Raw genomic sequence first — 25,524 nt, 5'->3', positions numbered from 1 at the left:
TGAACGGAGGTCAGGCCATGCAAAATTTAGCCATTGTTGATTTGGGCTCAAACTCCGTTCGGATGGCCGTTAACGAGCTGGATGCCGATGGGACTTTTAGAGAAGTCAATCGGATCAAGGCCGACAGTCGGTTATCCGAGGGGATGGGTCCAGAGAAGATTCTTCAGCCTAAGGCGATGGACCGAACGATTTCGGCCCTGAAATCCTTTCGCCCCTACTATGAACACCTGCCTAACCTAGTGGTTCGTGGTATCGCGACCGCGGCCGTTCGTCAGGCCCGTAACCGCGATGAATTCCTGGAACGGGTGGCTTCGGCCACCGATATTCAATTGGAAGTCTTGTCTGGCGATCAGGAGGCTTACTATGACTACCTGGGTGCCGTCAATCGTTTAAAGATTAAGGATTGCCTGTTGCTCGATACGGGTGGGGCTAGTTGTGAATTAGTTCATGTGAAGAATGGTAAGGATGCTAATTTGATTAGCGTGCCGTTTGGTGCCGTCAACCTGTCTGAGCAATTTCATCTGGACGATCGGGTAACGGCCGTCGATTTGTTTTCCGCTCAAGTCTTTTTGCGAGAACGGCTCCAGGATATTTGGTGGTTGAACGATGCTAAGCATCTGCCACTGGTCCTGCTGGGCGGGGCGAACCGGACGTTAGCCCGGATGAATCGACAACAACAAAAGATTCTGCATGTCGAAAACATTCACGGCTATCGGTTAACCACGGACCAAGTTCTGCGGACCTTCGAGCGTTTATTGCGGGTACCACTCGCGGAACGTAAGCGAATCTCTGGACTTGAGGCCGAACGGGCGGATATTATTATCGGAGGGATGTTGCCCCTCGTGACGCTCTTACAAATGTTAGATTCGGACCGCGTGGTCTTTTCCGAAAGTGGTGTCAGAGAGGGCATCATTTCCGAATACCTGAGTCAACGCTAGGAGGATTAACATGGATCAGACGCCATTTTATCGGCAACCATATGGTGCCCGGCGGGATCAGCTGGCCAAGGCCAGTCATTTAACGGCGGATCAGCTGGCCACTTTAGCCACGCACCGGCAAACGACTGACGAAGATCTCATTGAAAATTATCTGACGACCTATGGTTTACCGGAGGGCGTCGCAGTTAACCTTCAAGTGGATGGCCAGGCGGTGGCCGTGCCCATGGTGACGGAGGAACCCTCCGTCATTGCGGCAGCCAGTAATGGTGGTCGCCTGCTCAGCAGTCCACAGGGCATTACGACGGTAGTGGCCAATCACGAGTTGATGGGGCAGATTGTCTTTCAACACGTGAGTGACCAACCGGCCCTTCGGCAATGGTTGCAAGACCACGAAGCAACGCTACTAGCGGTAGCCGATGCCGCCCATCCATCGATTAAACGACGTGGTGGTGGGGCGCGGTCTATTCGCGTTCGCTTGATGCGGCCGGATTGGGTTTCGCTCGATCTGTTCGTGGACGTCAGCGAGGCCATGGGTGCCAATCTGGTGAATACCATGGCGGAGGCCGTGGCGACTTACATTCGCTCGCAGTTGGATGTGGATATTCTCATGAGTATCCTCAGTAACTTTGCGACCCGAAGTTTAGTGACCGCAAGCTGTGTAGTCCCAGCCGACCAGATGAAAACCAAGACGATTCCGGGGCTGACGGTGGCTCAGCGAATTTGTGCGGCCAGCGACTATGCTCAGATTGACCCCTACCGGGCGGTGACCCATAACAAGGGCATCATGAACGGTATCGATGCCGTCGTTCTGGCAATGGGAAACGATTGGCGGGCTGTCGAGAGTGGCGTGCATGCCTATGCCAGTCGTCGTGGCCGCTACCAGGGCGTGAGTCGCTGGTGGTTAGATGACGACCAGAATCTCCATGGTGAATTGACGATTCCACTAACGCTTGGCGTGGTGGGCGGGGCCACTCGCGTCCTACCGCTGGTCACCGTGAACCAGCTGATTGCCAAGGTGACTAGTGTTCGCCAGTTGATGGGAATCACGGCGGCCGTTGGGTTGGCCCAAAACGTGGCGGCGCTTCGAGCGCTGGTCACGGATGGGATTCAGAAGGGTCACATGCATTTACAATTAAAATCCCTCGCGCTGTCGGTTGGCGCTAAGGGAACAGAAGTGGCGGCAGTCGCTGAGCGGCTGGCCGATCAAACACAACCGACCATTGAACAGGCACAGGCAGCCCTTGCGGCCGTCCGTGCTGAAAATTTAAAGAAATAGGGGACCTTAACCGACATGAAAGCCGAAGATATTAAATTAAATGATGCTGTTCAGGACCTGTTGAATCAGGTCAACGCACTTTATCCAGGAAAAGTTGAAGTTCAATTTATCGGGGAACTTCAAGCGGGCTACGTTCGTCATGACCAGGCCCAACAGATGCAGGTCGGCAAGGATATTGCCATCCAGGTAGCCGACTTAACGGCGCCTAACTACACGGCTTCCCATGAGCTCTTGCATTTACTAATGATCTTGTCCGGGTTCCCACAAGTCTTCTTCTCCTTAACCACGGGTCAACCACAATTGGATGAACAACTCATGATTATGGGCACGGAGCTCTATGACATCGTGAGTCATATCGTAGTGGTCAAGGAACAGGAAAAGCACGGCTTGATTACGCCAGCCATCAAGGACCTTTACCTCGCGGGTGTTCAGGCCACGATCAAGCCGGAACCCGACCCCGTTGATGACGAGATGACCTTACGGACGCTGACCCTGTTGGATGCATTGGTCTTCTTCGGCCCCGACGATGAAGCCGTGATGGCCAAGTTCAAGCAGGACTATCCGGTTAGCTTTGCGGCCGCTCAGAAGTTGTACGGCGTTATTACCGAAAAGCCCGTTGACTCACCGTTTACGCTACGGCGCAACGTGGTCAAGTTGTTCAAGGCCTTTGATGCTCAACTAGAGGCCTGGCATTTGCCAGCACTGCACAACACCGAGTTCACTACGTTGTCCAGTGTCTTGTCAAAGCGTCAACTGGGCTTATCCGTTAAGCAGATCTTCGAATTGTACCATTCAGATATGCACGACAAGACTACCCAGCGCCGGGCCTACGTTGGTTTCAACCGCTCGGATAATCAAAATGCCTTTGTGCTTCCTTCACCAGCACCAAAGGATGATACACCAGATTACTACACGAAAATTTACGCAATGACGGTCGAAGACCTCTTCAAGCAATTGAAGATGCCCTATATTCTCCGTTAGTCAGAATGATTTGAAAGGATGATGGCAATGGATGCAGAGTTACAAGCAACCTTTGATCAAGCGCAGCACATCGTATTCTTGACGGGTGCGGGTGTGTCGACACCGTCGGGAATTCCCGATTATCGGTCGAAGAATGGGCTGTATAAGGGTCACCGGAACGCTGAATATTATCTCAGTCATACTTGCCTCGTCCAGGAACCACAGGTCTTTTACGATTATGTCAAATCAAACCTGTATTACCCGGATGCCAAGCCCAATGTGATTCATGAAAAGCAGGCCGCATTGACGCAGGCTAACCGGGCAACGGTCGTGACCCAAAACATCGACAACCTTTATAACGTTGCTGACTGTCAACATCTAGTGGAATTTCATGGCAATCTTTATCAAGTCTATTGCCAGGTGTGTGGTGCTAAGGTTAATTGGCACGACTACCTGAAGTCGCCGTATCATGATGCCGATGGTGGCTGGTTACGACCGGACGTGGTGCTTTATGAAGAAGGCTTAAATCAACTCAATGTGCAACGGGCCGTGGGTGCCATGGCTCAGGCCGATCTGGTCGTGATTGTTGGGACGTCCATGCGAGTTTACCCATTTGCTGGGCTGCTGGACTACCGCAATGACCAGGCGCCGGTCGTCGTGGTCAATCAGGAAGAATTGGACTTGGGGTTTGACTATCGAATGGTCAAGGCAGATGCCACGACCTTCTTTGATGAACTTCGGGTATGAGGACTAAACCATGAGTCATCAAGAGATTATTCAACAATTACGGGGAGTTGTTTGCCGGTTACGCTGGTTGAACATTCTCCAACTGGTCCCGGATACATTGGTGATCTACGGCATTCTCCAGTTGGCGTTTAGTAGCCAAGTGGTGATGCTGTTTAACGTGGCCTTTAGTCGCCAACAGGCCGTCATGGTGACGGTGATGTTTGCCCTGATTGATCTCTGTGTGACGGGGATTCGGGCCAACGACCGGCTCGTGGGTAAGCGGCTGATTGCCCAGTTGAAGGGTCATCTGACCACTTCTGAGGCAGAATTGATTCATCGGTTTGAAAGATTTAAGTAAGGAAAAGGGGGTGTGTGGATGATTACAATTGGGTTAACCACTTGGACAGAACATCCCGCACTGATTGCCCCGGAGGACCGCCCCGTTACCCTGAGTGAATACGCCGGGAATTTTCCAATAGTGGAGCTCGACACGCCGTTCTATGGTATTCCCCGTCAGAGTACCATTGCCAAATGGCAGGCGGCAGTTCCCGATGGCTTTCAATATATCTTGAAGGCTAATCAAATCATGACGCAACACGACCGGGGCGCCGAACCGACGACCCAGGCCGAACGGGTGACGGCGTTCGATGAGTTTAAGGTAGCGATTCAGCCGCTGGTTGACCATCAGCAGCTGCAAACGGTCTTGTTCCAATTTCCCCCTTACTTTAATCGGACGACCGCTAATATTCAGTATCTCCGTGAGGTCCGTGTTCAAATGGAAGACCTGCCCGTTGCGGTAGAGTTCCGCAGTCCGAGTTGGTTTGACGATCCGGGGATGACCGCAGATGTTATGGCCTACCTGACCTCGCTCAAGATGACCAACGTCACCACCGATGAACCCCATAACTTGAATGACGGGATTCCGATGGTAACAACGGTGACCACGCCAGGCTTGGCCATGTTGCGGCTTCACGGTCGTAACGTCGAGGGCTGGCTGAACCATGGGACCGATTGGCGAAAGACCCGCACGCTGTATCGGTATTCGGAAGATGAGTTACAGGCTTTGGCCAAGCAGGTGAAGGCACTCGACCAGGAGGCGAAGCAGGTCGTTGTTATTTTCAATAACAATGCCGGTCGCGATGCCGCACCAAATGCGCAACGGCTCCAAAAAATTCTGGGCCTCCATTGGCAAAACTTGGCGCCACAACAGCTGGATTTATTTTAACAATTCAGACAGAAATCCCTAGTCGGGTGCTATGGCTAGACTAGGGATTATGCTATACTTAATGAGAATTTACATTAGAATTTAACCCAAAATTAACGTGATAATTTTGGGTGAGAGGAAGGCTTAATTTATATGGCAGATAAACCGACTTTTTATATCACCACACCAATTTACTACCCATCAGGGAAGTTACATATTGGTAATTCATACACGACAATTGCCTCCGATGCCGTTGCCCGTTACAAGCGGAGCAATGGTTACGACGTCTTCTTCCTAACAGGAACCGACGAACATGGCCTAAAAATTGAAGATAAAGCAAAAGCAAATGGTTTAGAGCCACAAGCTTACGTTGATAAAATGGCTAAGGGAATCAAGGAACTTTGGAAGACCCTTGAGATTTCCAATGACAAGTTTATTCGGACCACGGATGAAGAACACGTGGTGGCCGTTCAAAAGATCTTTGAACGGTTAATCGAACAGGGTGACATTTACCTGGGCGATTACGAAGGCTGGTATTCCGAAGATGATGAAGAATATTTTACCGAAACCCAACTGGCCGAAGTTTACCATGATGACAACGGTAAGGTGATCGGTGGGAAGGCCCCTTCTGGTCATGAAGTGACCTTGGTCAAGGAAGAATCTTACTTCTTCAAGATGAGCAAGTATGCCGACTGGCTGTTAGACTTCTACCATGAAAACCCTAACTTCATCCAACCCAACACGCGGATGAATGAAATGATTAACAACTTCATCAAGCCTGGCCTGGAAGACTTAGCCGTTTCCCGGACCACGTTTAATTGGGGGGTTCCCGTCAAGAGTAACCCTAAGCACGTGGTTTACGTGTGGATTGATGCACTGTTGAACTATATCACGGCACTGGGTTACACCAGCGATGATGAAGGCTTATTCAACAAGTTCTGGCCTGCCGATGTTCAAATGGTGGGTAAGGAAATCGTCCGGTTCCATTCGATCTACTGGCCAATCGTCTTACATGCCCTCGGTGTTCAACCACCTAAGGAATTGTTTGCTCATGGTTGGTTGTTGATGAAGGATGGCAAGATGTCCAAGTCTAAGGGGAACGTCATTTACCCTGAAACCTTGGTTGAACGTTATGGCTTGGATGCCGTTCGTTACTACCTCTTACGGGCAATGCCATTCGGAAATGATGGGAGCTTCACGCCTGAGGACTTCGTTGATCGCTTGAACTATGATCTGGCTAACGACTTTGGGAACCTGTTAAACCGGACCGTGGCCATGATCAACAAGTACGAAGACGGCAAGTTACCAACCTTCAAGGCCGGTGTAACGGCCTTCGATGCCGACCTCGAAAAGACGGCAACCGATGTGGTTGCCAACTACCGTGACCTGATGGACCAGATGCACTTCGCCGACGCCCTTTCTGAAATCTGGAAGTTAGTCTCTCGGACCAACAAGTACATTGATGAAACGGAACCTTGGAAGTTAGCTAAGGATGACACCAAGGCTGACGAACTGGCTGCCGTTATGGCTCATTTGGCTGCCAGCTTACGGGTAATCGCAACCTTAATTAGCCCAGTCATGACCCATGCGCCAAAGGAAATCTTTACGCAATTGGGGATGGACCCAGCCACGATTTCTCTGATCGACTTGAAGATGGCCGACTTACCTGCCGGCAAACAAGTGGTTGCTAGTGGAACGCCAATCTTCCCACGAATTGACGTCCAAGAAGAAGTCGACTTCATTCAAGGTCAGATGACTAAGTCTGACAAGACGAAGGGCCGTGCTGCGATGGCCGCCAAGGCTGCCGCGCAACAAGCTGCCGCTGCCGAAGACGATGACACGAAGCCTGAGATTGATTTCAGCAAATTCGAAAAGATTGAACTCCGAGTCGCTCAAATCACAGCCGTTGACCACGTCAAGGGTGCCGACAAGCTCCTGAAGTTCCAACTAAATGTTGGTGACCTGGGCGACCGGCAAATTCTTTCCGGCGTTGCCGAAGTTTATCCTAATCCGGATGAACTGGTAAATAAGAAGGTTATGATCGTTGCTAACCTGAAGCCACGGAAGATGCGTGGGGAAGTCAGTGAAGGGATGTTACTCTCTTCGGGACACAAGTTAGTCATTGTTCCTGACGCGTTAGTTAACGGATCAACAGTCGAATAAATTTAAGTTAACGTGGGTGGTCCGTTTCGTACGGTTGACCCACGTTTTCTGCTAATAGGAGAATTTTGATGAAAATCTTTGATTCACATACTCATTTGAATAGTGAAGAGTTCATCACGGATGTTCCCCACTTTGTGAAGCGGGCAGCCGAACTCGGTGTGACCCGGTTCACTAATGTGGGCTCTAATACCCAACTGAATGCCGATGCCATTAAGTTGGCGCACGAGTACCCACAAATGTACGCGGCCGTTGGTTGGCATCCAGAGGATTCGAAGGACTATACGCCCGAGAAAGAAACCTTGTTGGAAGAACAGCTGGCGGACAGCCGGGTGGTGGCCCTCGGTGAGATTGGGCTGGACTATCATTGGGACACCTCTCCTCAAGATACCCAACGAAAAATCTTTGCGCGTCAAATCGCGATTGCCAAGGAAGTTGGGAAGCCAATCGTGGTTCACAATCGCGATGCTTTCGAGGATTCCTACCGGATCATCAAGGAAGCCGGTATCCAGGATATCGGTGGCGTCATGCACAGCTTTAACGGTGACCCGGAATGGCTGAAGAAGTTCCTGGATTTAGGGATGCACATCTCGTATTCGGGAGTCGCCAGCTTTAAGAATGCCCATGAGGTTCACGACGCCGTTCGGGCAACGCCCTTAGACGTCATGATGGTGGAGACCGATGCGCCGTACCTGACGCCGGAACCGCATCGTGGTGAGCAGAATGAGCCCGCCTTTACCCGTTACACGGTGGAAGCCATTGCTAAGGAGCGGGAAACCACACCGGAAGCTATTGCGGTCGCAACGTTCAAAAACGCAGAGGAGTTTTATCGCATAAATGAAGAAGATTAAAGAGGTCCTCGTCGTTGAGGGCAAGGACGATACGAAACAGATTAATCAGGCCGTCGTGGCCGACACCATCGAAACGCGGGGCTCCGCAATCGATGAAGATACCTTGGCCTTGATTCAAAAACTCGCTGACCAGCGGGGGGTCATTATCTTTACCGACCCCGACTTTTCTGGGGAGAAGATTCGAAAGATTGTGGCGGAGGCCGTTCCCAATGCCAAGCACGCCTTCTTGCCAAAAGCAGAAGGGCGCCCGGATAAGGCCGGTGGCTCGTTGGGTGTGGAACACGCAAGTCCGGCAGCCATTCGGGCGGCCCTCGACCATGTGTATACCGAAACGGACGCCGCACCAACCCTGATCACCCACGAAGATCTGATGGCAGCAGGCTTAATTGGTGGCGCCGGTGCCAAGGCCCGTCGTGAACAGTTAGGGGAATTGCTTCAGATTGGTTATGTGAATGGTAAGCAACTGGAGAAGCGGTTGCGGATGTTCAGTATTCAACCGGCGGCCTTCGCTGAGGCGGTCAAGACGATTCGGTCAAAGGAGGATTTGCATGAATAATAGCGTTCCTGAAATTGGGTCACCGGCCCGCACCAAGGCTATTTTGAGCCGTTACCACTTGGTTGCCAAGAAGAGTTTAGGCCAGAACTTCCTGTCAGATCTCAATATTTTACGGAATATTGTGGCGGCTGGGGATGTGACGGACCATGACGATGTGATTGAAATTGGCCCTGGGATTGGTGCTTTGACCGAGCAGATTGCTAAACAGGCCCGTAAGGTTGTTGCTTTCGAAATCGATGAGAATCTCTTGCCAGTTTTGGACGAGACGCTGATGGATTATGATAATGTTAAAATCATCAATCAAGATATCTTGAAGGCTAACCTACCGGAAGTGATCAAGGACGAATTTGAGCCAGGCCACCCAGTCAAGTTGGTGGCTAATCTGCCGTACTACATCACGACGCCCATCCTGATGGGCGTGTTGCAGAGTGGGGTGGATTTCGCTAGTATCGTGGTCATGATGCAAAGCGAGGTTGCCGACCGACTAGTGGCAACGCCAGGACAAAAGGCCTATGGGTCACTGTCCGTGGTCATGCAATATCGGGCCAATGTGGCCGTAGCCTTTGAGGTTCCGCGTACCGCCTTTATTCCACAACCGAATGTGGACTCCGCGATTGTGCGGTTGACACCCCGAGACCCACTACCCATTAAGCCGTACGAAGATCAGGCTCTGTTTAAGTTTGTTAAGGGTTGCTTCGCTCATCGGCGGAAAACGTTGTGGAACAATTTACAAGGGATCTTCGGTAAGCAGCCAGAGGTTCGCGAACGGATTGAATCCGTTTTGAAAGAGGTCGGAATTTCTCAGCAGTTACGTCCTGAGCGGTTGACACTGATTAATTTCATCGAATTGACGAACGCTTTTCACAATGAGGGACTTATGTAACCCTTTCCATCGTAGGATTCTTGCGGATTAAATCGAGTTGTGGTATAATTTGCAATTTTTGTGAAACCATGTTATTATTGTTTCACAGAGGTGAAATGCATGCCAACAAGTTTAGCGAACATTAAGAACAAATTGGACGACCGGATTGGTGAAAAATTGATGGTCATTGCCCAAGCGGGCCGCAAGAAAACGACAGAACGGCATGGAATCCTCCGGGAAACCTATCCAGCAGTCTTTGTGGTTGATCTCGACCAGAATGAAAATTCGTTTGAACGAGTTTCCTACAGTTATACCGATATTTTAACGAAGAACATCGAAGTTGACTTCGATGAATAAATAATTGGGCCGATGAGGCCTTTTTATTTTGGCTTAAACCATAGTATAATAGGCTTAATCAAATTCACGAGAACGGTAGGTCGGTGGCCTATCTGGAATTAAGGTGAGCTTATGCAACTGATTGAAAAGGCGCCAGCCAAGATAAACCTCGGGCTTGATAGCCCATACCACCACCAGGATGGGGCAGAGGAGTGGAACATGGTCATGACGTCCGTCGACCTGGCGGACTACGTCGACATTCAAACGTTATCGACCCACAAGCGAATTCGTGTGGCTTCGGATAGCGGTTTTTTGCCGAATGATCAGCGGAATCTAGCATTTCAGGCCGCTCACTTATTGCAAACCAAGTTTCATATCAATGAGGGCGTGAATATTCGAATAAAAAAGAATATTCCCGTTGCCGCTGGATTAGGCGGTGGCTCTTCTGATGCCGCCGCGGTACTGCGGGGCCTGAATCAGCTCTGGTCGTTAGATCTGAGCTGGCAGGAATTGGCCGAGTTGGGATTGCAGATCGACTCGGACGTCCCATATTGTGTTTATGGTCGGACCGCCCATGTTCGTGGCCGTGGGGAGCGGATTACGCCGCTCTCCAAGTTGCCGGCGGCTTGGGTTGTCTTGGCAAAGCCCAAGGTTAGTGTGTCGACGCCAAGCATCTTACAGCAGATCCGTTACGACGAGCTGGATCATCCGGACATTGACGCTCTCCTACGGGCCATTCGGAATCAGGATATTGAAAGCATGTGTGCGGCCATGGGCAATGCACTGGAACCGCTAACGGCGACTCGACATCCGGAGATTACGCAGCTCAAGCAACAGATGATGAAGTTTGGCGCCGATGCCGCTCAGATGAGTGGAACGGGGCCCACGGTCTTTGGTCTGTGTAGCAAACAGTCTCGCGCGCAACGCGTCTTCAACGGGATGAAGGGCTTCTGTCGGGAAGTTTATTTGGTTCGGCCGTTACCATAGGTTGAAAAAGGGGAGGCGATCGTGTGCAGACAACGGCTGAGATTTTTGAGGCGATCCAGGCTGATCCGCAGAACGCGGCATTGACTGCTCAGGGGCTTCAGCCTTTGTATCACATTGATCCCCAGGCAGAAATCCTTTTGGTGAGTCAGGCGCCTAGTCGTCAAGCACAGGCCGCGATGACCTTCTGGGACGATGCCAGTGGCAACCGACTCCGCGAGTGGATGGGCGTTACCAAGGATGAGTTTTATCATTCTGGTAAGATTGCCGTTCTGCCGTTGGACTTCTATTATCCTGGCAAACATCTACATGGTGGCGATTTGCCGCCACGAAAGGGCTTCGCCGAGAAGTGGCATGCCCCCTTATTAGCGTTGATGCCGAAGATTAAATTGACGCTGTTAATTGGCCAGTATGCGCAAAAGGCGTACCTGGATAAGCATGAACCAACCTTAACGGCTACGGTTGAACACTATCAGGACTATCTTCCGGAATACTTTCCGTTAGTCCATCCATCGCCATTGAACTATGGTTGGCAGCATCAACATCCCTGGTTTATCGAGGATGTCGTCCCTGTTTTGCAAGACCATGTTCGTCAAATTATGACTGATTAACTCATTAGAGTCGCCACATGTTGGCGACTCTTTTTTTGTTTTCTGAGTTTCTTTTCGATACTGGCCCGCCGACGGCGGGGGGCAATTCCATCCTGTGGGGCCCGTTCCGAGCCAAAGGGCGGTCTCGGAACTCGCCTTCAAGTCCCACAAAAAATGTGGGTCTCGAAGACGGCCCGTGGTGTAAGTCCGACAAACTGCAGTCGGAGCAACACCACCGTCACAGGATTCCATTGCCCCCCACCTCTGGCTCGAGACGGATGATCAAATGCAACCAAGGCCTGATTGAAACGGTGGTCATTGTTGAACTGACAATCGACACAGGCAAGCCTGTCACCAATCGGGCAGGATTGTTGGATCGACCGAATTTTTTGCGTCTAGCGACTGTCTGGATGTAAGCTGCCTCGATATCATGTTGTCTGCGCAAAACGATTTATGAATGACGCTTACCCTGAAAAGCTAATGGTGATGCAAGTGAGCATCGCCTAATTTTTGACCCATCTTACTGGTGCTTGACCGGCATATTAAGTTGTCGTGCTCTAATCGTTTGTGAAAGATGATGAGCTAGTAGGATCTCATTTGTTTATCTTTGGTCTACGCAGATCTTAGCCAGAGGTGGTTAGGGGCGGAGTCCTGTGAAAGTGGTGTTAAGCCAGGTGGCTTGCTGGCTTTACAGCACGGGACGACCTGGAAGCCGGTAGGCTTTCAGGCGAGGTCAAAGACCGCCCTTTGGCTTTGACCGTTCCCCATAGGACGGAGCCCCTAACCGCCGACGGCGGTCCAATATGAGGAACCCGAGATAATTTAAATGGAAATGGTGGCAACGCTTACCTTTTTTGGGTACAGTGGGGGTGTAGGAAAAAACGAAAGGGGTCGTAAAGATGAAAACTTGGCAAAAGGTCGTTGGTGGCGTTGCAGCGCTCTCCGCTGTCGGCGTTGTCAGTGTCCTAGGAGCGGCGGCAGGGCTATACGTGGCCGCTACGAAGTCGTATGCACGGAGTCGGGAACAGTCCAAACAACGGGCAATTGGGGAAAATTCAGCTTCTGATAATGCCTGGTATCTGCGCCATCAGCCGGTGGAATGGACCCAAACCAGTCGCGATGGGTTACTGCTCAGGGCAAGTTGGCTTGCTGCCGAAGAAGAAACAACGAAAGTGGTTATTTTGGCCCATGGCCTTGGTCACGCGCGGGAACAAATGATTCCCTGGGCCCGGGTCTTCCACAGTTGGGGCTATGACGTGCTGATGCCGGACGCTCGGGCTCATGGCGACAGTGCCGGGAGTACGATTGGCTATGGCTGGACGGACCGGCTGGATTATTTAGGCTGGATTGACCAGGTCGTTGCGGCCAAGGGCGATGATTGTCAGATTGTCATGTTGGGGATCTCCATGGGGGCGGCAACCGTGATGGCTACCATGGGTGAAGACCTCCCTGAAAATGTGAAGGCCGTGATTGCGGACTCTGGCTATGCTTCCGTCTTAGGCGAAGCGCGGTACCGGCTCCACCATGATTTTCACGTGCCCGCTCAACCGGCCCTGTCGATTGCCGACCAATACTCACGGTTAAGCGACTATCGATTGGCGGATGGCGACATTGCTGGCCAATTGCGTAAGTCGCATTTGCCAATCTTCCTGATTCAAGGCGTCAACGACCAAACGGTTCCCATTGATAATTTAGATAAACTGTATCGCGCCGCCGCGGGTCCAAAGTTTAAGTACCGGGACCCGGTTGCCGCCCATATCGAGACCCGGGCCCAAGACCCCGAACGCTATGACCAGATGGTTGCCGACTTCCTGACGGCCTACGTCAAATAGTTAACGACACCCTGTTGACAAGTTTTCAATCTCTGGTAGAATTACTAAACGGTAATTATTACTGTTTACATAAATTTGGGTAAAGAATGGGATGAACAAAGTGGGCAAGCGAATTCAATGGCGCACCCTGACCTTAATCATGTCCTTGCTCGCCGTCGTCTTGATTTTGACCGGTTGTCAGCAGCAAACCCAGCCACGCCAATCTGGTAAACTCCAGGTGGTCGCGACGCTGGGTTTTTATGGTGAGGCAGCGAAAGCTATTTTGGGCGATCGGGGCCAGGTCACAACGGTGATTAATAGTCCGAGCATCGATGCCGAAAGCTACGAGCCGGATATTCGGACGGCGAAGCAGGTGGCCAAGGCCAACGTCGTGATCGAGAATGGCTTGGGTTACGATAGTTGGATGGATAAATTAGTGGCGGCCAACACCGATTCCGGGACGAAGACGGTTTCTATCGGGAAACTAATGGGCAAGACGACGGGGGATAATCCCCATCTTTGGACGGACCCTGCGGTGATGACTAAGGTCACTCAGCAATTGGTCAAGAAGTTCAGTCGGATTGATCCGGACCATGCTAGCCAATATAAGCGGCGTGGAGCGGCATATGAGCAGCAGTTGGCCATCCTCCCTAAACTAGCCCGTCAACTGGCTAAAGGGTCTCATGGGCAACGCGTGGCCGTGAGCGAGCCGGTCTTTGACCTGGCGTTGACGGCCATGGGCTACCGCGTCAGTGACGGCCACTTTGCCCAGGCGATCGAAGAAGATAGTGATCCGACGCCCGCCGACATTACCCAGTTACAACACCAGATTCGTCATCATCAGATTGCGTTCTTTGTGGAAAACACCCAAAACTCTAGTAAAAATGTGACAGCCATGGTCAAGTTAGCTAAGCAGTCCGGCATTCCGGTGGTGAAGGTCACCGAGACCATGCCGACCAAGGAGAGCTATCGGACGTGGATGTTGAAGCAGTATCGCCAGGTTCAACGGATTCAGGAGGGAAGTCAATCATGACGACAGCACCAATTTTAAAATTAGATAATCTCGGCGTGACCTTTCCGAACCACCCGGTCTTTAAGGACCTTAATCTCACCATTAATCATGGCGACTTTCTCAGTATCGTCGGGAAAAATGGGGTAGGGAAAACGACGCTGATGCGAACGATCCTGCATCAGTTGCGGCCCACCCATGGACGGGTGACCTATCTGCCGGACGCCAATCACGTCAAGATAGGGTATGTTCCCCAGTTTCGCAACATCGATGCCGACTATCCCTTGACCATCGAGGATTTTGTCGGGTTAAACCTGACCGGTTGGAAGTGGCCCTGGTTATCACGGACTGAGCATCAAGCGGTCCGGGAGATCTTAAAGGAAACCGGCTTGGCGGACATTGCTAAACGGCCGATTGGCCAGGCATCCGGTGGGGAACGGCAGAAGGCCTACTTGGCGCAAGCCTTGGTTGAGGCCCCGAATCTGTTAATCCTGGATGAATCGACGGCGAGTCTGGACCCGGTGACTAAGACGGACCTGCTCGACCTGGTCCAGGAGTTGAATCAACGACTCGATCTGACCGTCCTCTTCGTCACGCATGATATTCCCATGGCACGGAAGTACAGTACGGAATACTTGATGTTAACGCCTCGTGGTGCTGAACAGGGTCCCATTGCTGGCCTGACACAGAACAAGGTTTGGGAGGGCGAAAATGTTTAGTTATGAATTTATGCGCAACGCCTTCGCGGCCGGCACCATCATCGCCATTATTTGTGGCATCATGGGGGTCTTTGTGATCGCTCGTAACATGTCGTTTCTAACGCATACCCTTTCCGAAATTGGCTTTTCGGGGGCGGCCTTCGGGATTTTTGCCGGTTGGGCCCCCCTGAATGGGATGCTGTTGTTCACGGTTGTGAGTTCCGTCATTGTGGGCCAATTGAGTGCCCGTAGTGAACGACGTGAGGCCGCTACGAGTGCTATCTCGGCGCTCTTCATTGGCCTAGGGATTTTATTCCTATCGTTGGCCAATAAGAATGCCAGTTACGCCACCAGTATCTTGTTTGGGAGCGTCATTGGGATTAGCGCGGCCGATGTGCGACAGATGCTGTGGTTGTCCCTGCTGGTGCTCATCGTGATCTTTGTGATTTATCGGTTTTTGAAATTCGATTCGTTTGACCACACCGGGGCCCGGGTCAAGGGGCTGTGGACCAACAGCCTGTCGATTATTTTCCTGGTCCTGCTGGCATTGAGCGTGAGTGTGGCGGCCCAGATTGTCGGGTCACTGTTGATCTTTATTCTTCTGACGCTGCCGGCGGCAACGGCGAAGTACTTTGCCCATACGGTGGGTGGCATGATGATCCTAGCGGTTGGCTTGGCCTTGATTGGGGTTTGGCTTGGTCTGGTTTTGAGCTATGTCACGAACTATCCCGTGTCGTTCTTTATTGCCGCCATCGAGGCGCTGTTTTACTTCGCGGCGTTGGGTTGGCAAAAATTACAAACGGCCGAATAGGCGTATTTGAAAATAATTGGAAATTACGAGGCGCTGGCGATGGTCAACTTTTTTTCTTTCGCTTTCATTTCTTAAATTTCCGCCATTTTTCCTTTTTCTCACGAAAATATAACGATAAACCCGAACATTTATGCTAAAATTGACCTTACAATTAACTCTAAAGAAAACGTTTGAGGTGAAGATGTTGAAAGTCAGAAGAAGTGACCGATTGGTCGACATGACCCGTTATTTATTGGAAAGACCGCACCAATTAGTTTCATTGACCTTTTTTGCAACTCGTTATGAGTCTGCCAAGTCCTCAATCAGTGAAGATTTAACAATCCTGAAGCGAACCTTCCAGGCCCGCGGAACAGGATTGTTAGAGACCGTTCCCGGTGCCGCTGGTGGTGCCCGGTTCATCCCTTATATCTTACGGGAAGATGCTCAACACTTTGTTGATGAGATGATTACGGAGTTATCCGATGCTGACCGGTACCTGCCGGGTGGCTACGTCTACATGTCGGATATCTTGGGTCGGCCATCGGCATTACGGCAAATTGGTCGAATTCTGGCAACTCAGTATCTGAATCAGTCGGTTGACGTCGTGGTGACGGTGGCCACCAAGGGCATTCCTTTGGCGCAGAGTGTGGCTAGCTACCTCAACGTTCCGTTCGTCATCGTTCGTCATGATTCACAGATTACGGAAGGCTCCACGGTCAGCGTGAATTATGTGTCCGGTTCCAGCAAACGAATCGAACGCATGGCCCTATCCAAGCGAAGCGTTAAGCCGGGTTCCAAAGTCCTGATTGTCGATGATTACATGAAGGGCGGGGGCACCGTTGGGGGCCTTCGTTCATTGGTCGATGAATTCGATTCTCAATTAGCTGGTGTGGCGGTCTTTGCCGAAGGCGACTTCGAAGGCCAACGGACCGTTAGCAAGTACACCTCGCTCTTGCAGATTCACACCCAAGACGAGAAGATTCGTGTGACACCAGGGAATTACCTGACGCAGATTTTTAATACTGACAATAATTAAAAACTAGGAGATTTTTCGAATGAGTACGAGAAATACCATTATCCTGGCTGCCGGTAAGGGCACCCGGATGAAGTCGAAGTTGTACAAGGTCTTACATCAAGTGTGTGGTAAGGCCATGGTTGACCACGTGTTGACCCAGGTTGAACAAACCAAGATGGACCAAATTGTGACGGTTGTCGGTTATGGCGCTGAAGATGTCAAGGCAACCTTAGGTGACCGGACACAATACGCCTTACAGGCCAAGCAATTAGGGACCGGCCATGCGGTTCTTCAGACGGAACCGATGCTGAAGAATGAAGAAGGAACGACCTTAATCGTTAGTGGCGATACGCCACTCTTCCGGGCGGAAACCTTCGACGATCTGTTTGCCTATCATGAAGCTAAGCACGCGGCCGCAACCATTTTGACTTCCGTTGCCCCAGACCCAACTGGCTATGGCCGGATTGTCCGCAATAACATCGGCATCGTCGAAAAGATTGTGGAACAAAAGGATGCCAGTTCAGAAGAACAGGAATTCCACGAAATTAATACGGGTGTCTACGTCTTCGATAATCAAAAGTTGTTTGCTGCCCTGCACGAAACCTCCAACGATAACGCTCAAGGGGAATACTACCTGACCGATGTCATTGAAATTTTGAAGCACAAGGGTGACATCGTGGCGGCCTACCAAATGGATGACTTCAATGAATCCATGGGGGTTAATGATCGCGTGGCCTTGTCAGCAGCAACGAAGATTATGCGGAAGCGGATTAACGAGGCTCACATGCGTGATGGGGTGACGTTAATCGATCCCGCGACGACCTATATTGATGCCGGCGTTAAGATTGGTGCCGACACCATTATTGAACCCGGCGTCTTGCTGAAGGGTGACACGGTAATCGGTGAGGATTGCTACATTGGTGCTCATTCTGAATTGCGGAATGCCCAGTTGGCCGACCACGTCACGGTAACGTCTTCGTTGCTGGAAGATTCTGATATGGCTAGCGGGAGCAACATTGGTCCTGACAGTCACTTACGGCCAGAGTCCCACATTGGGGCCGGCGTCCACCTGGGGAACTTTGTGGAGGTTAAGAAGGCCACGATTGGCGAGGGCACCAAGGTCGGTCACTTGACCTACGTTGGGAATGCCACGTTGGGTAAGAACATCAACGTTGGTTGTGGCGTGGTCTTCGTTAATTACGACGGCAAACACAAGCATGAGACGGTGGTTGGCGATGATGCCTTCATCGGATCTAACTCAAATCTGGTGGCACCATTGGACGTTGCTGACCACAGCTTCATCGCTGCCGGTTCAACGATTACGGATCAGGTTAACCAATACGACATGGCCATTGCCCGTCAACGGCAAACGAATAAGCCTAATTATTACCAAAAACTACCATATCGGGGCGAAGACTAGGTTGTAGGTCTTGTGTTTCACGACTCGATAGCATAAAATTGTTATAGTAAATTCTGGCAGCTTAGTTGCTATTGGAGGAAATTATGGCTACGCAATATTTTGACCCTAAATTGAAGATCTTTGCGTTGAACTCTAACAAACCGTTGGCTCAAAAGATTGCCGACGAAGTTGGGGTTGAATTGGGTAAAACTTCGGTGGACCGTTTTAGTGACGGTGAAATTCGGATTAACATTGAACAAAGCATTCGGGGTTGTCACGTCTACGTGATTCAATCGACCTCGGCGCCAGTAAACGACAACTTGATGGAATTGTTAATCATGATCGATGCGTTGCGGCGGGCAAGTGCTGCGACCATTAACGTGGTCATTCCTTACTACGGCTACGCTCGACAAGACCGTAAGGCACGTTCTCGGGAACCAATCACGGCCAAGCTTGTAGCAAATATGTTACAGACGGCCGGGGTGACTCGGGTCTTGGCACTGGACCTCCATGCTGCCCAGATTCAAGGGTTCTTCGATGTTCCTGTCGACCATTTGATGGGTGCGCCATTGTTGGCGGACTACTTCTTACGTAATGGTTTGGCTAAGGATGCCGTTGTTGTTTCACCCGACCATGGTGGGGTGACGCGGGCACGAGCATTAGCCGAATTCTTAAAGGCCCCAATTGCCATCATTGACAAGCGGCGGCCCAAGGCTAACGTGGCCAAGGTGATGAACATCATCGGTGACGTTAAGGGCAAGCGTTGTATCATGATTGATGACATGATTGATACGGCCGGAACGATTACCCTGGGATCGAAGGCTTTGATGGATGCGGGAGCAACGGAGGTTTACGCCAGTTGTACTCACCCTGTCCTGTCTGGTCCTGCTATCGACCGGATTCAAGATTCACCAATTAAAAAGTTAGTGATTACCGACTCTATTCAGTTAACGCCAGAAAAACAAATCGATAAGATTGAACAGATTTCTGTCGGTCCACTGATTGGCCAAGCCATCAAGCGGATTAACGAAAACCGTCCAGTGAGTCCTTTGTTTAAGAATCGTTTTCGGAGTCAAGAACAGTAAGATCTTAAAGGCTTGAGCGGCGCTGGGCGTTGGCTTGGGCTTTTTTGTTAAAGTGAGGAGCGGTTGAATGAATAAGTGGCAACGTTGGGCAACGGGAACGGTTGCGGGCGGCCTGTTGGTCGCATTGGTCATGAAGATCCTGAACCAGCCGTTAATGGTGATTGGCAATCTCCTGTTTATGTTCGGGTTGGCATTGTTAGTCTTTGGGGCTATCTGTGTCTTATTGAAGGGGCATCTCTTTACGGGCTGGCGGCATCGCCGACGCAAAGGTGAAGACCCGGCGCCATTACCAGGCGAAAAGGTTGGGGTCCGTCACGTCGCAAGCGTGAAGAACGCCCCGATCACGGTTAACGCTCCGGCCCGCTATGGCCTGGTTTCCGGTGCCTGTTACATGGTCCTGGGAATCATCTTTACCGTCTTATAAAAACAGACTAAATGTTAAAGGGCCGTCGATCATGATTGATCGGCGGTTTTTTGTTGCTGTTGCCACGGTGATGGGTGAGAACTGACCATGTGATGTGGCGTGCGATGACAAGTCCATTTGAACTATGACCTGTCAGAAATCAATGAGGTTGTCGGGAATCTCGTTCACGAGAACAACAAAAAGGCCCACCGATAAAAAAACGGTGGACCAATTTGGCCTAAGTTTAATTGATGCTTCCATGTAGCCGGAGGCGGTTGGGGATGGCGGGTAGCTGTGACGATGGTGTTAACTGATGATTTACCAGTTTACAGCATGGGTCGAGCTTGGAGACGCGAGGTTTATTCGCGGCTTCAAGTCGAGTGGCAGCCCGCACTTTGGCTGGAGCGACCCCACGGCGGACTGCCATCCCCGGCCGCCGGCGAGCGGCCTTCTCTTGAACCTGGTCTTGAATTTAAGCCAGTGCGTATTTCTTGATCGCAGCGGCGACACCGTCTTCGTTGTTCGTCAAGGTCACGGCGCTTGCGGCTTCCTTGACTTCAGGAATGGCATTACCCATGGCAACGCCAAGGCCGGCGTATTGGATCATGGTCAGGTCATTCCCTTGGTCACCAAGAGTCATGACTTCGTCGGACTTGAAACCGAGATCGGCAACCAGTTCACTGAGGGCATTGCCCTTGCTGGCATTCTTGTTCATGATTTCGATGAAGAAGGGTTCACTCTGAATGACGTAGAAGCGGTCATGGAATTCGGCTGGAATCAGCGGCTTGATCCGGCTGATAATCTTAGGCTCGTCAACAAACATGGCCTTAGAGATGGTCAGGTCGCGGCTGGTTTCGGCGGCGTTCCGGTAACGAATCAACATGCGAACCATGTAGCTTTCGGCAATGGTGTAGGCACTGATATTTTTATTGGGGGTGTAGATATGATCGGGTGTCTCAATTTGGAAATGCACTTGAAGCTTCCGGGATAGGGCTTCGAGGTCAATGAAGTCATCGTATGACAGGGAGTGGTTAGTCATGACCTTGCCACTGATGGTTTGGGCAACGGATCCGTTAAAGGTAATCGCGTATTCGTCATCCCCATCGATGCCCAATTTGTCGAGGTAGGGCTTGACGCCAGAGAGTGGTCGGCCACTGCAGAGAACCACTTTGATGCCACGGTCGCGGGCGGCCTGAATGGTGTCGATGGTGGTTTGCGTGACTTGCTTTTGATCGTTAACTAAGGTGCCATCAATATCGATTGCGATTACTTTAATCGTCATGTAGAGGAGTCTCCTTTATTCTTCTGAGTAGTTAAGTGCGTATCGGTTGATTGCTGCGGCAACACCATCTTCGGTGTTGGGCAGGGTAATGTGGTCGGCTATTTCCTTGACGGGATCGCTGGCGTTACCCATGGCGATGCCGACCCCCGCATACTGGATCATCGGGAGGTCGTTGCCCTGGTCGCCAATCGCCATGATTTCATCGGCATTTACTTGTAGGCGGGTTGCCAACTCGTGGAGTGTCTTACCCTTGCTAGCGTTTTTATTCATGACTTCGATGAATTTCGGCGACGTTCGAACCACATAGAAACGGTCGTGAAAGTCTTGGGGGATCGCGGTGATGACACGGTCGATTACGGCTTTTTCATCGATGAACATGGCCGTTGGCATGATGAGGTCCGTCGGCATTTCATCAAGCGTTCGGATGGCAATGGGCAGGTGCACCAAATGACTTTCAACGACCGTTTCCCAGCTAATATCCGGGTTGGCGGTGTAGAGCCGTTCGGGGGTTTCCACCTGAAAATGGACCGCTTGTTTACGGGCCCAGGCCTCGAGGTCAATGTAATCCGTATAGGACAGAGCGTGTTGAACCAAGACATTGCCGGTAACCGTTTGGGCCATGGAACCGTTGAAGGTTATCGCGTATTGGTCGGGTCCGCTAATCCCTAATTCGTGAAGAAATGGCGTCACACCAGTCAATGGTCTTCCGGAACACAGGACCACCTTGATGTTGGCGGCTAAGGCAGCCTGGATGGTGGCCTTAGTTCCTGGGGTGATGCGATGGTCATTATTCAATAAGGTGCCATCGATGTCAATGGCAATGAGTTTGATTGTCATCTAATCACGTCCCTGTGGTTGAATCAGTTGGTCATTTTGCAGATAAGTTGTGAAATCGTTGTAAATGGGTTGGAAGAGTTCCGGGGCATCATCTCCCGGATTCAGCATTTCCTTTGGGAAGAAGAAACGTTGATCGCCGGTGAACTTCCCGCGAATCGCGTTCACCAGATCAGAAACGGTGGAAAGCTCCCGCAGGCTGCCATCGGGCTCCTGCAATTCAATTTGCGTCAAAGGATAGGTCATCTTCGGATCGTAAGCGTCATCGTATGGCAGGTCGTAGCTGTCGTCAGTGGCTGTGTAGTAGTCGGTGTCAAAGCCAACGGACCGAACGGCTTCCCGCAGGTGAGGAAGCAACGACTTGGTGGCGTCATTGTAGACGGCACTCTTGAGCGGCTTGCGGTCTAAGAAACGATGAGCCAAGTCGGCTAAAATATCATCGGGCGATTGCCGCCAGTGCGTAAAGTAGGTGGTTAACACGCCATCATCCAGGTAGAGATAATCTTCGAGGTCAAATTCATTGTTAAAGAAGGGCAACAGCAGATGGGGGATGAAACTCTCATTGCTCTGACCGGATTGGTAGAGCTCGTTGGCCCGTCCCAAGAGGTGGTCCAAGATAACCTCCATTGAACGAGAGACCGGATGAAAGTAGACCTGTTGATACATTTGGAAGCGACTCACAATGTAGTCTTCCACGGCATGCATCCCATTCATCGCGAAGCAAATCCCGTCCTTGTATGGTCGCATCACGCGAAGAATCCGCGTGATGTCGAAGGTGCCGTATTCGGTTCCGGTGAAGTAGGCATCGCGCAAGAGATAGTCCATGCGGTCGGCATCAATTTGGCTGGAGATCATCTGGACGACTTGTGGATTAGGATAGGTCTTCTGAATAACACTGGCCACTTCACTGGGGAAGGTTGGGCTTACCCGGCGAAGGACCTGATTCACCTCGGTTGTGGGCGAGGTAATAATCTCAACGGTAATGGCCTCATGATTGGTGTGGAAGATGTGTTCAAAGGTGTGAGAGTAGGGGCCATGGCCGATGTCGTGTAGCAGTGCCGCACATAGGGCGGTCAGCCGTTCACTGTCGTCCCAACCCCCATCGCCAGGTTCCTTGGTCGGATAGTTTCGTTGAAAATTGTCACAAATTTGGCGGGTGATCTCGTAGACCCCTAAGGAGTGGGTGAAACGGGAGTGTTCCGCGCCATGAAAGATTAGTGAGGCTGTCCCCAGCTGCTTGATTCGGCGTAGTCGTTGAAATTCCCGGGTATTAATCAGATCAAGAATAATTTGATGTTGAACATAAATATAGTTATGAACGGGATCCCGAAAGACTTTCTCGCGGGGTAACCGTGCTTGGGCATAGGACACACTAATTCCTCCTTGCTAAAGTTAATTTATTTTTGGTTGGCGACGCCGCATTTGATCTGTTGCCCGGTCGAGTCGCGTCTGAAAGGCCGGTGTGCTCAACATGGCCGTTATCTTTCCACGACCGACTCGGGTCCCAGCCTGCACAAGGGCTGTTCGGAACCGATCCTGAGCGGTTGTCAGGGTTAGTGGCTGGTCGAGTAAGTCGGCAGTCGTGGTCATGGTATCGGGGTCCACGTCCGGGAAGCTCCACTGATTGGGTTCATCACCCAAACCAGCCTGGTAAAAGTCCCGCACGATGAGACCCCGCTGCGATTGATTACCGCTGACGCTCAGGTACAACATGGTGACTAGCGCATTGGTACTGCGGCGTTGCGCAATGCCGGCGATTTTACGGCCGCCGACACTGAGATCATAGTCGCCCGGACAATATGACCGACTGATTTCGTAGTGATCGATGCTAAGTTCGGGCCAGGCTGCCGCGACCAAGGTCGTCATTTGCTGGTAGGCGGCGCTGACACTGATGGGCTCACTTAGTGGCGCAAAGAGTGAGACGTTGAGGACACCGCTGTCAGCAATGACGGCGAGCCCACCCGAATTTCTGAGAACAACGTCGTAACCATGGGCTTGAACCGCCCTGACTGCCGCCGCTAGGTGCGGGAGATGCTTGTCTTTTAGTCCCATGATCAGCGTGGGGGTCATGGTCCAGAAATGTAGGATTGGTTGACCAAGTTCCGCCACCGAATCCAGTAGGGCATTGGTATAGCCGAATGCAGCGTTGGCTTGGTCCGCCGGAATCGGTGTGGTCAGCGTCTGGATATCAGGCGCTATTTGGTTTAATTGATCCAACAATGGTCATCCCCCTTCACGATAGGTCTTCACCCCACCATTATACTAGAAAAGCCTGGTGCCGTCATGGTCTGGACCACTCTTAACGAAAACTGAGGGTTGCCGCAGCTGGGGATGAGATCAATTGCAGTCACGATAGTTAAATGGTAGGTTTTCACCCACAAATGAACTATAATTAGAACAGACATTTTTGGAAAGGAAGGGTGCAAATGGATCAGCTATCTACGGGGGTGCCCGTTGCGATTCACTTGGAAACGCATATCAAGCAGCATGACGATGTTTCGGATTACCGCTTGGACGTTGATGGACAATTGGTCCAGATGGGGACCAATTTGTACCTCAGATACCTCGAACCCGATGAAGAGACCGGCGATAAGACACCAGTCACTATGAAGTTTACGCCGGAGGGCGAGGTTCATTTGACTCGTGCGGCCGAAGCCGAACTACGGTTGCATTTTGTCAGTGGCAAACGGGTCACGGCCCGTTATAATACGCCATATGGGACGATGCCCATCGAAACGGTGACGCCACTCCTTGAGACAAAATTTGAGGAACGGCCATTCCGTGGGAACGTTAAGATTGATTACCTCCTGTATGCTGGGGAAGAATTGGTCGGAAACTATAAGATTAGATTGCAATTTACAGCATAAGCGAGTATCATATTTTAGTAGACTGCGGAAAGGACGTGCACCAGTTTGGAATTAAAAGTCTTTGAGGGCCAGAACAAAAAGGAATTATCAATGATTGAAGTCGCTCACGCCATTTTGTCACAGCATGGCGATGTGATGGGGTTTGCCGATCTGGCAAATGCCGTCCAAACCTATTTAGGCGATAGCGACGAAGAAATTCGTGAACGGCTGTCCCAATTTTATACGGATTTAAACGTCGATGGTAGTTTCATTTCTCTGGGTGATAACCTTTGGGGACTGCGAACTTGGTATCCGTTCGAATCCATCGATGAGGCAACGGTTCACACCGAAGAGGATGAGGACCAACCTAAGCGCAAGAAGCGCAAGAAGGTTAATGCCTTTCTCGCCGACACGACCGATGACGATGACGTGATCGATTATGACGACGATGATCCAGAAGATGACGACAGCAGCACTTACGCCGACGACGATGATGACGATGACGACACGACTGGTTCTAACGGCCCAGATTTGGGTAAGTTACAGACGGGTCTCGGCATTGACGACGATGACGAAGAAGACGATACCGAAGATATCCCTGACGGAATCGAAGACCAGCTTTCACAGATGGATGCTCCCGATGACGACGAGGATGACAGTCTCGACTTCTCCGCCGACGACGATGATGACAGTGACGATGATGATGAAGAAGAGGACAGCGAAGAAAAATAGTTTCTTTGTTTACTTGACCTCTTACCCAAAAGCAGGTATCATATTTTTTGGGCTCCTTGCTACTTTGTAGTCGAGGACAACTGAACGGTGAGCTCCCTATTCCAACGAATAGGGAGCTTTTTTTATAGTTTTACGGACGCACCGGATCACCCTAAATAATCTTACGAGGAGTTTGCA

At 51.1% G+C, this 25,524-nt stretch carries 27 protein-coding genes; 23 read left to right on the top strand and 4 right to left on the bottom strand.

Features of this window, described 5'->3' with window-relative positions:
• The first annotated feature begins 17 nt into the window (after positions 1 to 17).
• The 21 genes from EKM96_RS07890 to EKM96_RS07790 all read left to right on the top strand — a co-directional run bounded on the left by EKM96_RS07890 (position 18) and on the right by EKM96_RS07790 (position 19,674).
• Positions 18 to 938, top strand: a complete 921-nt coding sequence (locus tag EKM96_RS07890) for a Ppx/GppA family phosphatase (RefSeq protein ID WP_125642194.1) — start codon at positions 18 to 20, stop codon at positions 936 to 938.
• Positions 939 to 948: 10 nt separating this feature from the next.
• A complete protein-coding gene (locus EKM96_RS07885; RefSeq protein WP_125642191.1) occupies positions 949 to 2,214 on the top strand; it encodes a hydroxymethylglutaryl-CoA reductase, degradative in 1,266 nt (421 codons plus the stop codon).
• 15 nt (positions 2,215 to 2,229) lie between these two features.
• Positions 2,230 to 3,195: an IpaB/EvcA family protein gene (locus tag EKM96_RS07880; RefSeq protein WP_125642188.1), complete on the top strand. Its 966-nt coding sequence runs from the start codon at positions 2,230 to 2,232 to the stop codon at positions 3,193 to 3,195.
• 27 nt (positions 3,196 to 3,222) lie between these two features.
• Positions 3,223 to 3,921: an NAD-dependent protein deacylase gene (locus EKM96_RS07875; RefSeq protein WP_125642185.1), complete on the top strand. Its 699-nt coding sequence runs from the start codon at positions 3,223 to 3,225 to the stop codon at positions 3,919 to 3,921.
• A 10-nt stretch (positions 3,922 to 3,931) separates the two neighbouring features.
• Positions 3,932 to 4,258 carry a hypothetical protein gene (locus tag EKM96_RS07870; protein WP_125642182.1) on the top strand — a complete coding sequence of 109 codons (327 nt, stop codon included), beginning with the start codon at positions 3,932 to 3,934 and terminating at the stop codon, positions 4,256 to 4,258.
• Positions 4,259 to 4,276: 18 nt separating this feature from the next.
• Positions 4,277 to 5,125 (top strand): DUF72 domain-containing protein, encoded by an 849-nt coding sequence (locus EKM96_RS07865; RefSeq protein WP_125642179.1) that lies wholly within the window; start codon positions 4,277 to 4,279, stop codon positions 5,123 to 5,125.
• 132 nt (positions 5,126 to 5,257) lie between these two features.
• On the top strand, positions 5,258 to 7,267 hold the full coding sequence (gene metG, locus EKM96_RS07860; protein ID WP_125642176.1) for a methionine--tRNA ligase: 2,010 nt from the start codon (positions 5,258 to 5,260) through the stop codon (positions 7,265 to 7,267).
• A 68-nt stretch (positions 7,268 to 7,335) separates the two neighbouring features.
• The gene (locus EKM96_RS07855; RefSeq protein ID WP_125642173.1) at positions 7,336 to 8,115 is read left to right on the top strand and encodes a TatD family hydrolase; all 780 of its coding nucleotides are present in this window, start codon (positions 7,336 to 7,338) and stop codon (positions 8,113 to 8,115) included.
• Entirely contained in the window at positions 8,102 to 8,671 is a 570-nt protein-coding gene (rnmV, locus tag EKM96_RS07850; RefSeq protein ID WP_125642170.1) for a ribonuclease M5, read from the top strand. The genes EKM96_RS07855 and rnmV overlap by 14 nt, the downstream gene beginning before the upstream one ends.
• The gene (rsmA, locus tag EKM96_RS07845; RefSeq protein ID WP_125642167.1) at positions 8,664 to 9,554 is read left to right on the top strand and encodes a 16S rRNA (adenine(1518)-N(6)/adenine(1519)-N(6))-dimethyltransferase RsmA; all 891 of its coding nucleotides are present in this window, start codon (positions 8,664 to 8,666) and stop codon (positions 9,552 to 9,554) included. Before rnmV ends, rsmA begins: the two co-directional genes overlap by 8 nt.
• Before the next feature lie 99 nt (positions 9,555 to 9,653).
• Positions 9,654 to 9,890, top strand: coding sequence for a Veg family protein (locus EKM96_RS07840; protein WP_061777444.1), 237 nt, complete (start codon positions 9,654 to 9,656; stop codon positions 9,888 to 9,890).
• A 111-nt stretch (positions 9,891 to 10,001) separates the two neighbouring features.
• Positions 10,002 to 10,856 carry a 4-(cytidine 5'-diphospho)-2-C-methyl-D-erythritol kinase gene (ispE, locus tag EKM96_RS07835; protein WP_125642164.1) on the top strand — a complete coding sequence of 285 codons (855 nt, stop codon included), beginning with the start codon at positions 10,002 to 10,004 and terminating at the stop codon, positions 10,854 to 10,856.
• 23 nt (positions 10,857 to 10,879) lie between these two features.
• Complete coding sequence (locus tag EKM96_RS07830) at positions 10,880 to 11,464, top strand: uracil-DNA glycosylase family protein (protein ID WP_125642161.1); 585 nt, start codon at positions 10,880 to 10,882, stop codon at positions 11,462 to 11,464.
• Positions 11,465 to 12,342: 878 nt separating this feature from the next.
• Positions 12,343 to 13,275 (top strand): alpha/beta hydrolase, encoded by a 933-nt coding sequence (locus EKM96_RS07825; protein WP_125642159.1) that lies wholly within the window; start codon positions 12,343 to 12,345, stop codon positions 13,273 to 13,275.
• A 100-nt stretch (positions 13,276 to 13,375) separates the two neighbouring features.
• The gene (locus EKM96_RS07820; protein WP_382336250.1) at positions 13,376 to 14,287 is read left to right on the top strand and encodes a metal ABC transporter solute-binding protein, Zn/Mn family; all 912 of its coding nucleotides are present in this window, start codon (positions 13,376 to 13,378) and stop codon (positions 14,285 to 14,287) included.
• Complete coding sequence (locus tag EKM96_RS07815) at positions 14,284 to 14,982, top strand: metal ABC transporter ATP-binding protein (RefSeq protein ID WP_125642154.1); 699 nt, start codon at positions 14,284 to 14,286, stop codon at positions 14,980 to 14,982. The genes EKM96_RS07820 and EKM96_RS07815 overlap by 4 nt, the downstream gene beginning before the upstream one ends.
• A complete protein-coding gene (locus EKM96_RS07810; RefSeq protein ID WP_125642151.1) occupies positions 14,975 to 15,772 on the top strand; it encodes a metal ABC transporter permease in 798 nt (265 codons plus the stop codon). Before EKM96_RS07815 ends, EKM96_RS07810 begins: the two co-directional genes overlap by 8 nt.
• Before the next feature lie 184 nt (positions 15,773 to 15,956).
• Positions 15,957 to 16,787 carry a pur operon repressor gene (purR, locus tag EKM96_RS07805; protein WP_125642251.1) on the top strand — a complete coding sequence of 277 codons (831 nt, stop codon included), beginning with the start codon at positions 15,957 to 15,959 and terminating at the stop codon, positions 16,785 to 16,787.
• A 19-nt stretch (positions 16,788 to 16,806) separates the two neighbouring features.
• Positions 16,807 to 18,186 carry a bifunctional UDP-N-acetylglucosamine diphosphorylase/glucosamine-1-phosphate N-acetyltransferase GlmU gene (gene glmU / locus EKM96_RS07800; RefSeq protein WP_125642148.1) on the top strand — a complete coding sequence of 460 codons (1,380 nt, stop codon included), beginning with the start codon at positions 16,807 to 16,809 and terminating at the stop codon, positions 18,184 to 18,186.
• Between the two features lie 83 nt (positions 18,187 to 18,269).
• Positions 18,270 to 19,250 (top strand): ribose-phosphate diphosphokinase, encoded by a 981-nt coding sequence (locus EKM96_RS07795; protein WP_125642145.1) that lies wholly within the window; start codon positions 18,270 to 18,272, stop codon positions 19,248 to 19,250.
• 67 nt (positions 19,251 to 19,317) lie between these two features.
• On the top strand, positions 19,318 to 19,674 hold the full coding sequence (locus EKM96_RS07790) for a DUF3899 domain-containing protein (protein ID WP_125642142.1): 357 nt from the start codon (positions 19,318 to 19,320) through the stop codon (positions 19,672 to 19,674).
• A 451-nt stretch (positions 19,675 to 20,125) separates the two neighbouring features.
• Here the strand turns inward: EKM96_RS07790 and yidA (EKM96_RS07785) are convergent, their stop codons facing one another.
• From yidA (EKM96_RS07785) to EKM96_RS07770, 4 genes are read right to left on the bottom strand one after another with little or no spacing between them, the layout of a single operon-like run.
• Positions 20,126 to 20,935, bottom strand: coding sequence for a sugar-phosphatase (yidA, locus tag EKM96_RS07785; RefSeq protein WP_125642139.1), 810 nt, complete (start codon positions 20,933 to 20,935; stop codon positions 20,126 to 20,128).
• 15 nt (positions 20,936 to 20,950) lie between these two features.
• Positions 20,951 to 21,772: a sugar-phosphatase gene (gene yidA / locus EKM96_RS07780; RefSeq protein WP_125642137.1), complete on the bottom strand. Its 822-nt coding sequence runs from the start codon at positions 21,770 to 21,772 to the stop codon at positions 20,951 to 20,953.
• Complete coding sequence (locus EKM96_RS07775) at positions 21,773 to 23,140, bottom strand: HD domain-containing protein (protein ID WP_125642134.1); 1,368 nt, start codon at positions 23,138 to 23,140, stop codon at positions 21,773 to 21,775.
• A gap of 21 nt (positions 23,141 to 23,161) precedes the next feature.
• Positions 23,162 to 23,989 carry a lipoate--protein ligase family protein gene (locus EKM96_RS07770; RefSeq protein ID WP_225417707.1) on the bottom strand — a complete coding sequence of 276 codons (828 nt, stop codon included), beginning with the start codon at positions 23,987 to 23,989 and terminating at the stop codon, positions 23,162 to 23,164.
• A 206-nt stretch (positions 23,990 to 24,195) separates the two neighbouring features.
• On the opposite strand from EKM96_RS07770, the gene EKM96_RS07765 reads away from it, so the two are divergent.
• Positions 24,196 to 24,636: a DUF1934 domain-containing protein gene (locus EKM96_RS07765; protein WP_125642131.1), complete on the top strand. Its 441-nt coding sequence runs from the start codon at positions 24,196 to 24,198 to the stop codon at positions 24,634 to 24,636.
• A 45-nt stretch (positions 24,637 to 24,681) separates the two neighbouring features.
• On the top strand, positions 24,682 to 25,347 hold the full coding sequence (gene rpoE, locus EKM96_RS07760; protein WP_125642128.1) for a DNA-directed RNA polymerase subunit delta: 666 nt from the start codon (positions 24,682 to 24,684) through the stop codon (positions 25,345 to 25,347).
• The last annotated feature ends 177 nt before the right edge of the window (positions 25,348 to 25,524 follow it).

The organism is Levilactobacillus tangyuanensis, assembly GCF_003946545.1.
Classification (GTDB): Bacteria; Bacillota; Bacilli; order Lactobacillales; family Lactobacillaceae; genus Levilactobacillus; species Levilactobacillus tangyuanensis.
This window is presented reverse-complemented; position numbering and strand designations above follow the sequence as displayed.

Coding starts and splice junctions, on each gene's coding strand:
- EKM96_RS07890 (WP_125642194.1), top strand. CDS start 18: ATGCAAAATTTAGCCATTGTTGATTTGGGCTCAAACTCCGTTCGGATG.
- EKM96_RS07885 (WP_125642191.1), top strand. CDS start 949: ATGGATCAGACGCCATTTTATCGGCAACCATATGGTGCCCGGCGGGAT.
- EKM96_RS07880 (WP_125642188.1), top strand. CDS start 2,230: ATGAAAGCCGAAGATATTAAATTAAATGATGCTGTTCAGGACCTGTTG.
- EKM96_RS07875 (WP_125642185.1), top strand. CDS start 3,223: ATGGATGCAGAGTTACAAGCAACCTTTGATCAAGCGCAGCACATCGTA.
- EKM96_RS07870 (WP_125642182.1), top strand. CDS start 3,932: ATGAGTCATCAAGAGATTATTCAACAATTACGGGGAGTTGTTTGCCGG.
- EKM96_RS07865 (WP_125642179.1), top strand. CDS start 4,277: ATGATTACAATTGGGTTAACCACTTGGACAGAACATCCCGCACTGATT.
- metG (WP_125642176.1), top strand. CDS start 5,258: ATGGCAGATAAACCGACTTTTTATATCACCACACCAATTTACTACCCA.
- EKM96_RS07855 (WP_125642173.1), top strand. CDS start 7,336: ATGAAAATCTTTGATTCACATACTCATTTGAATAGTGAAGAGTTCATC.
- rnmV (WP_125642170.1), top strand. CDS start 8,102: ATGAAGAAGATTAAAGAGGTCCTCGTCGTTGAGGGCAAGGACGATACG.
- rsmA (WP_125642167.1), top strand. CDS start 8,664: ATGAATAATAGCGTTCCTGAAATTGGGTCACCGGCCCGCACCAAGGCT.
- EKM96_RS07840 (WP_061777444.1), top strand. CDS start 9,654: ATGCCAACAAGTTTAGCGAACATTAAGAACAAATTGGACGACCGGATT.
- ispE (WP_125642164.1), top strand. CDS start 10,002: ATGCAACTGATTGAAAAGGCGCCAGCCAAGATAAACCTCGGGCTTGAT.
- EKM96_RS07825 (WP_125642159.1), top strand. CDS start 12,343: ATGAAAACTTGGCAAAAGGTCGTTGGTGGCGTTGCAGCGCTCTCCGCT.
- EKM96_RS07815 (WP_125642154.1), top strand. CDS start 14,284: ATGACGACAGCACCAATTTTAAAATTAGATAATCTCGGCGTGACCTTT.
- EKM96_RS07810 (WP_125642151.1), top strand. CDS start 14,975: ATGTTTAGTTATGAATTTATGCGCAACGCCTTCGCGGCCGGCACCATC.
- glmU (WP_125642148.1), top strand. CDS start 16,807: ATGAGTACGAGAAATACCATTATCCTGGCTGCCGGTAAGGGCACCCGG.
- EKM96_RS07795 (WP_125642145.1), top strand. CDS start 18,270: ATGGCTACGCAATATTTTGACCCTAAATTGAAGATCTTTGCGTTGAAC.
- EKM96_RS07790 (WP_125642142.1), top strand. CDS start 19,318: ATGAATAAGTGGCAACGTTGGGCAACGGGAACGGTTGCGGGCGGCCTG.
- yidA (WP_125642139.1), bottom strand. CDS start 20,935: ATGACGATTAAAGTAATCGCAATCGATATTGATGGCACCTTAGTTAAC.
- yidA (WP_125642137.1), bottom strand. CDS start 21,772: ATGACAATCAAACTCATTGCCATTGACATCGATGGCACCTTATTGAAT.
- EKM96_RS07765 (WP_125642131.1), top strand. CDS start 24,196: ATGGATCAGCTATCTACGGGGGTGCCCGTTGCGATTCACTTGGAAACG.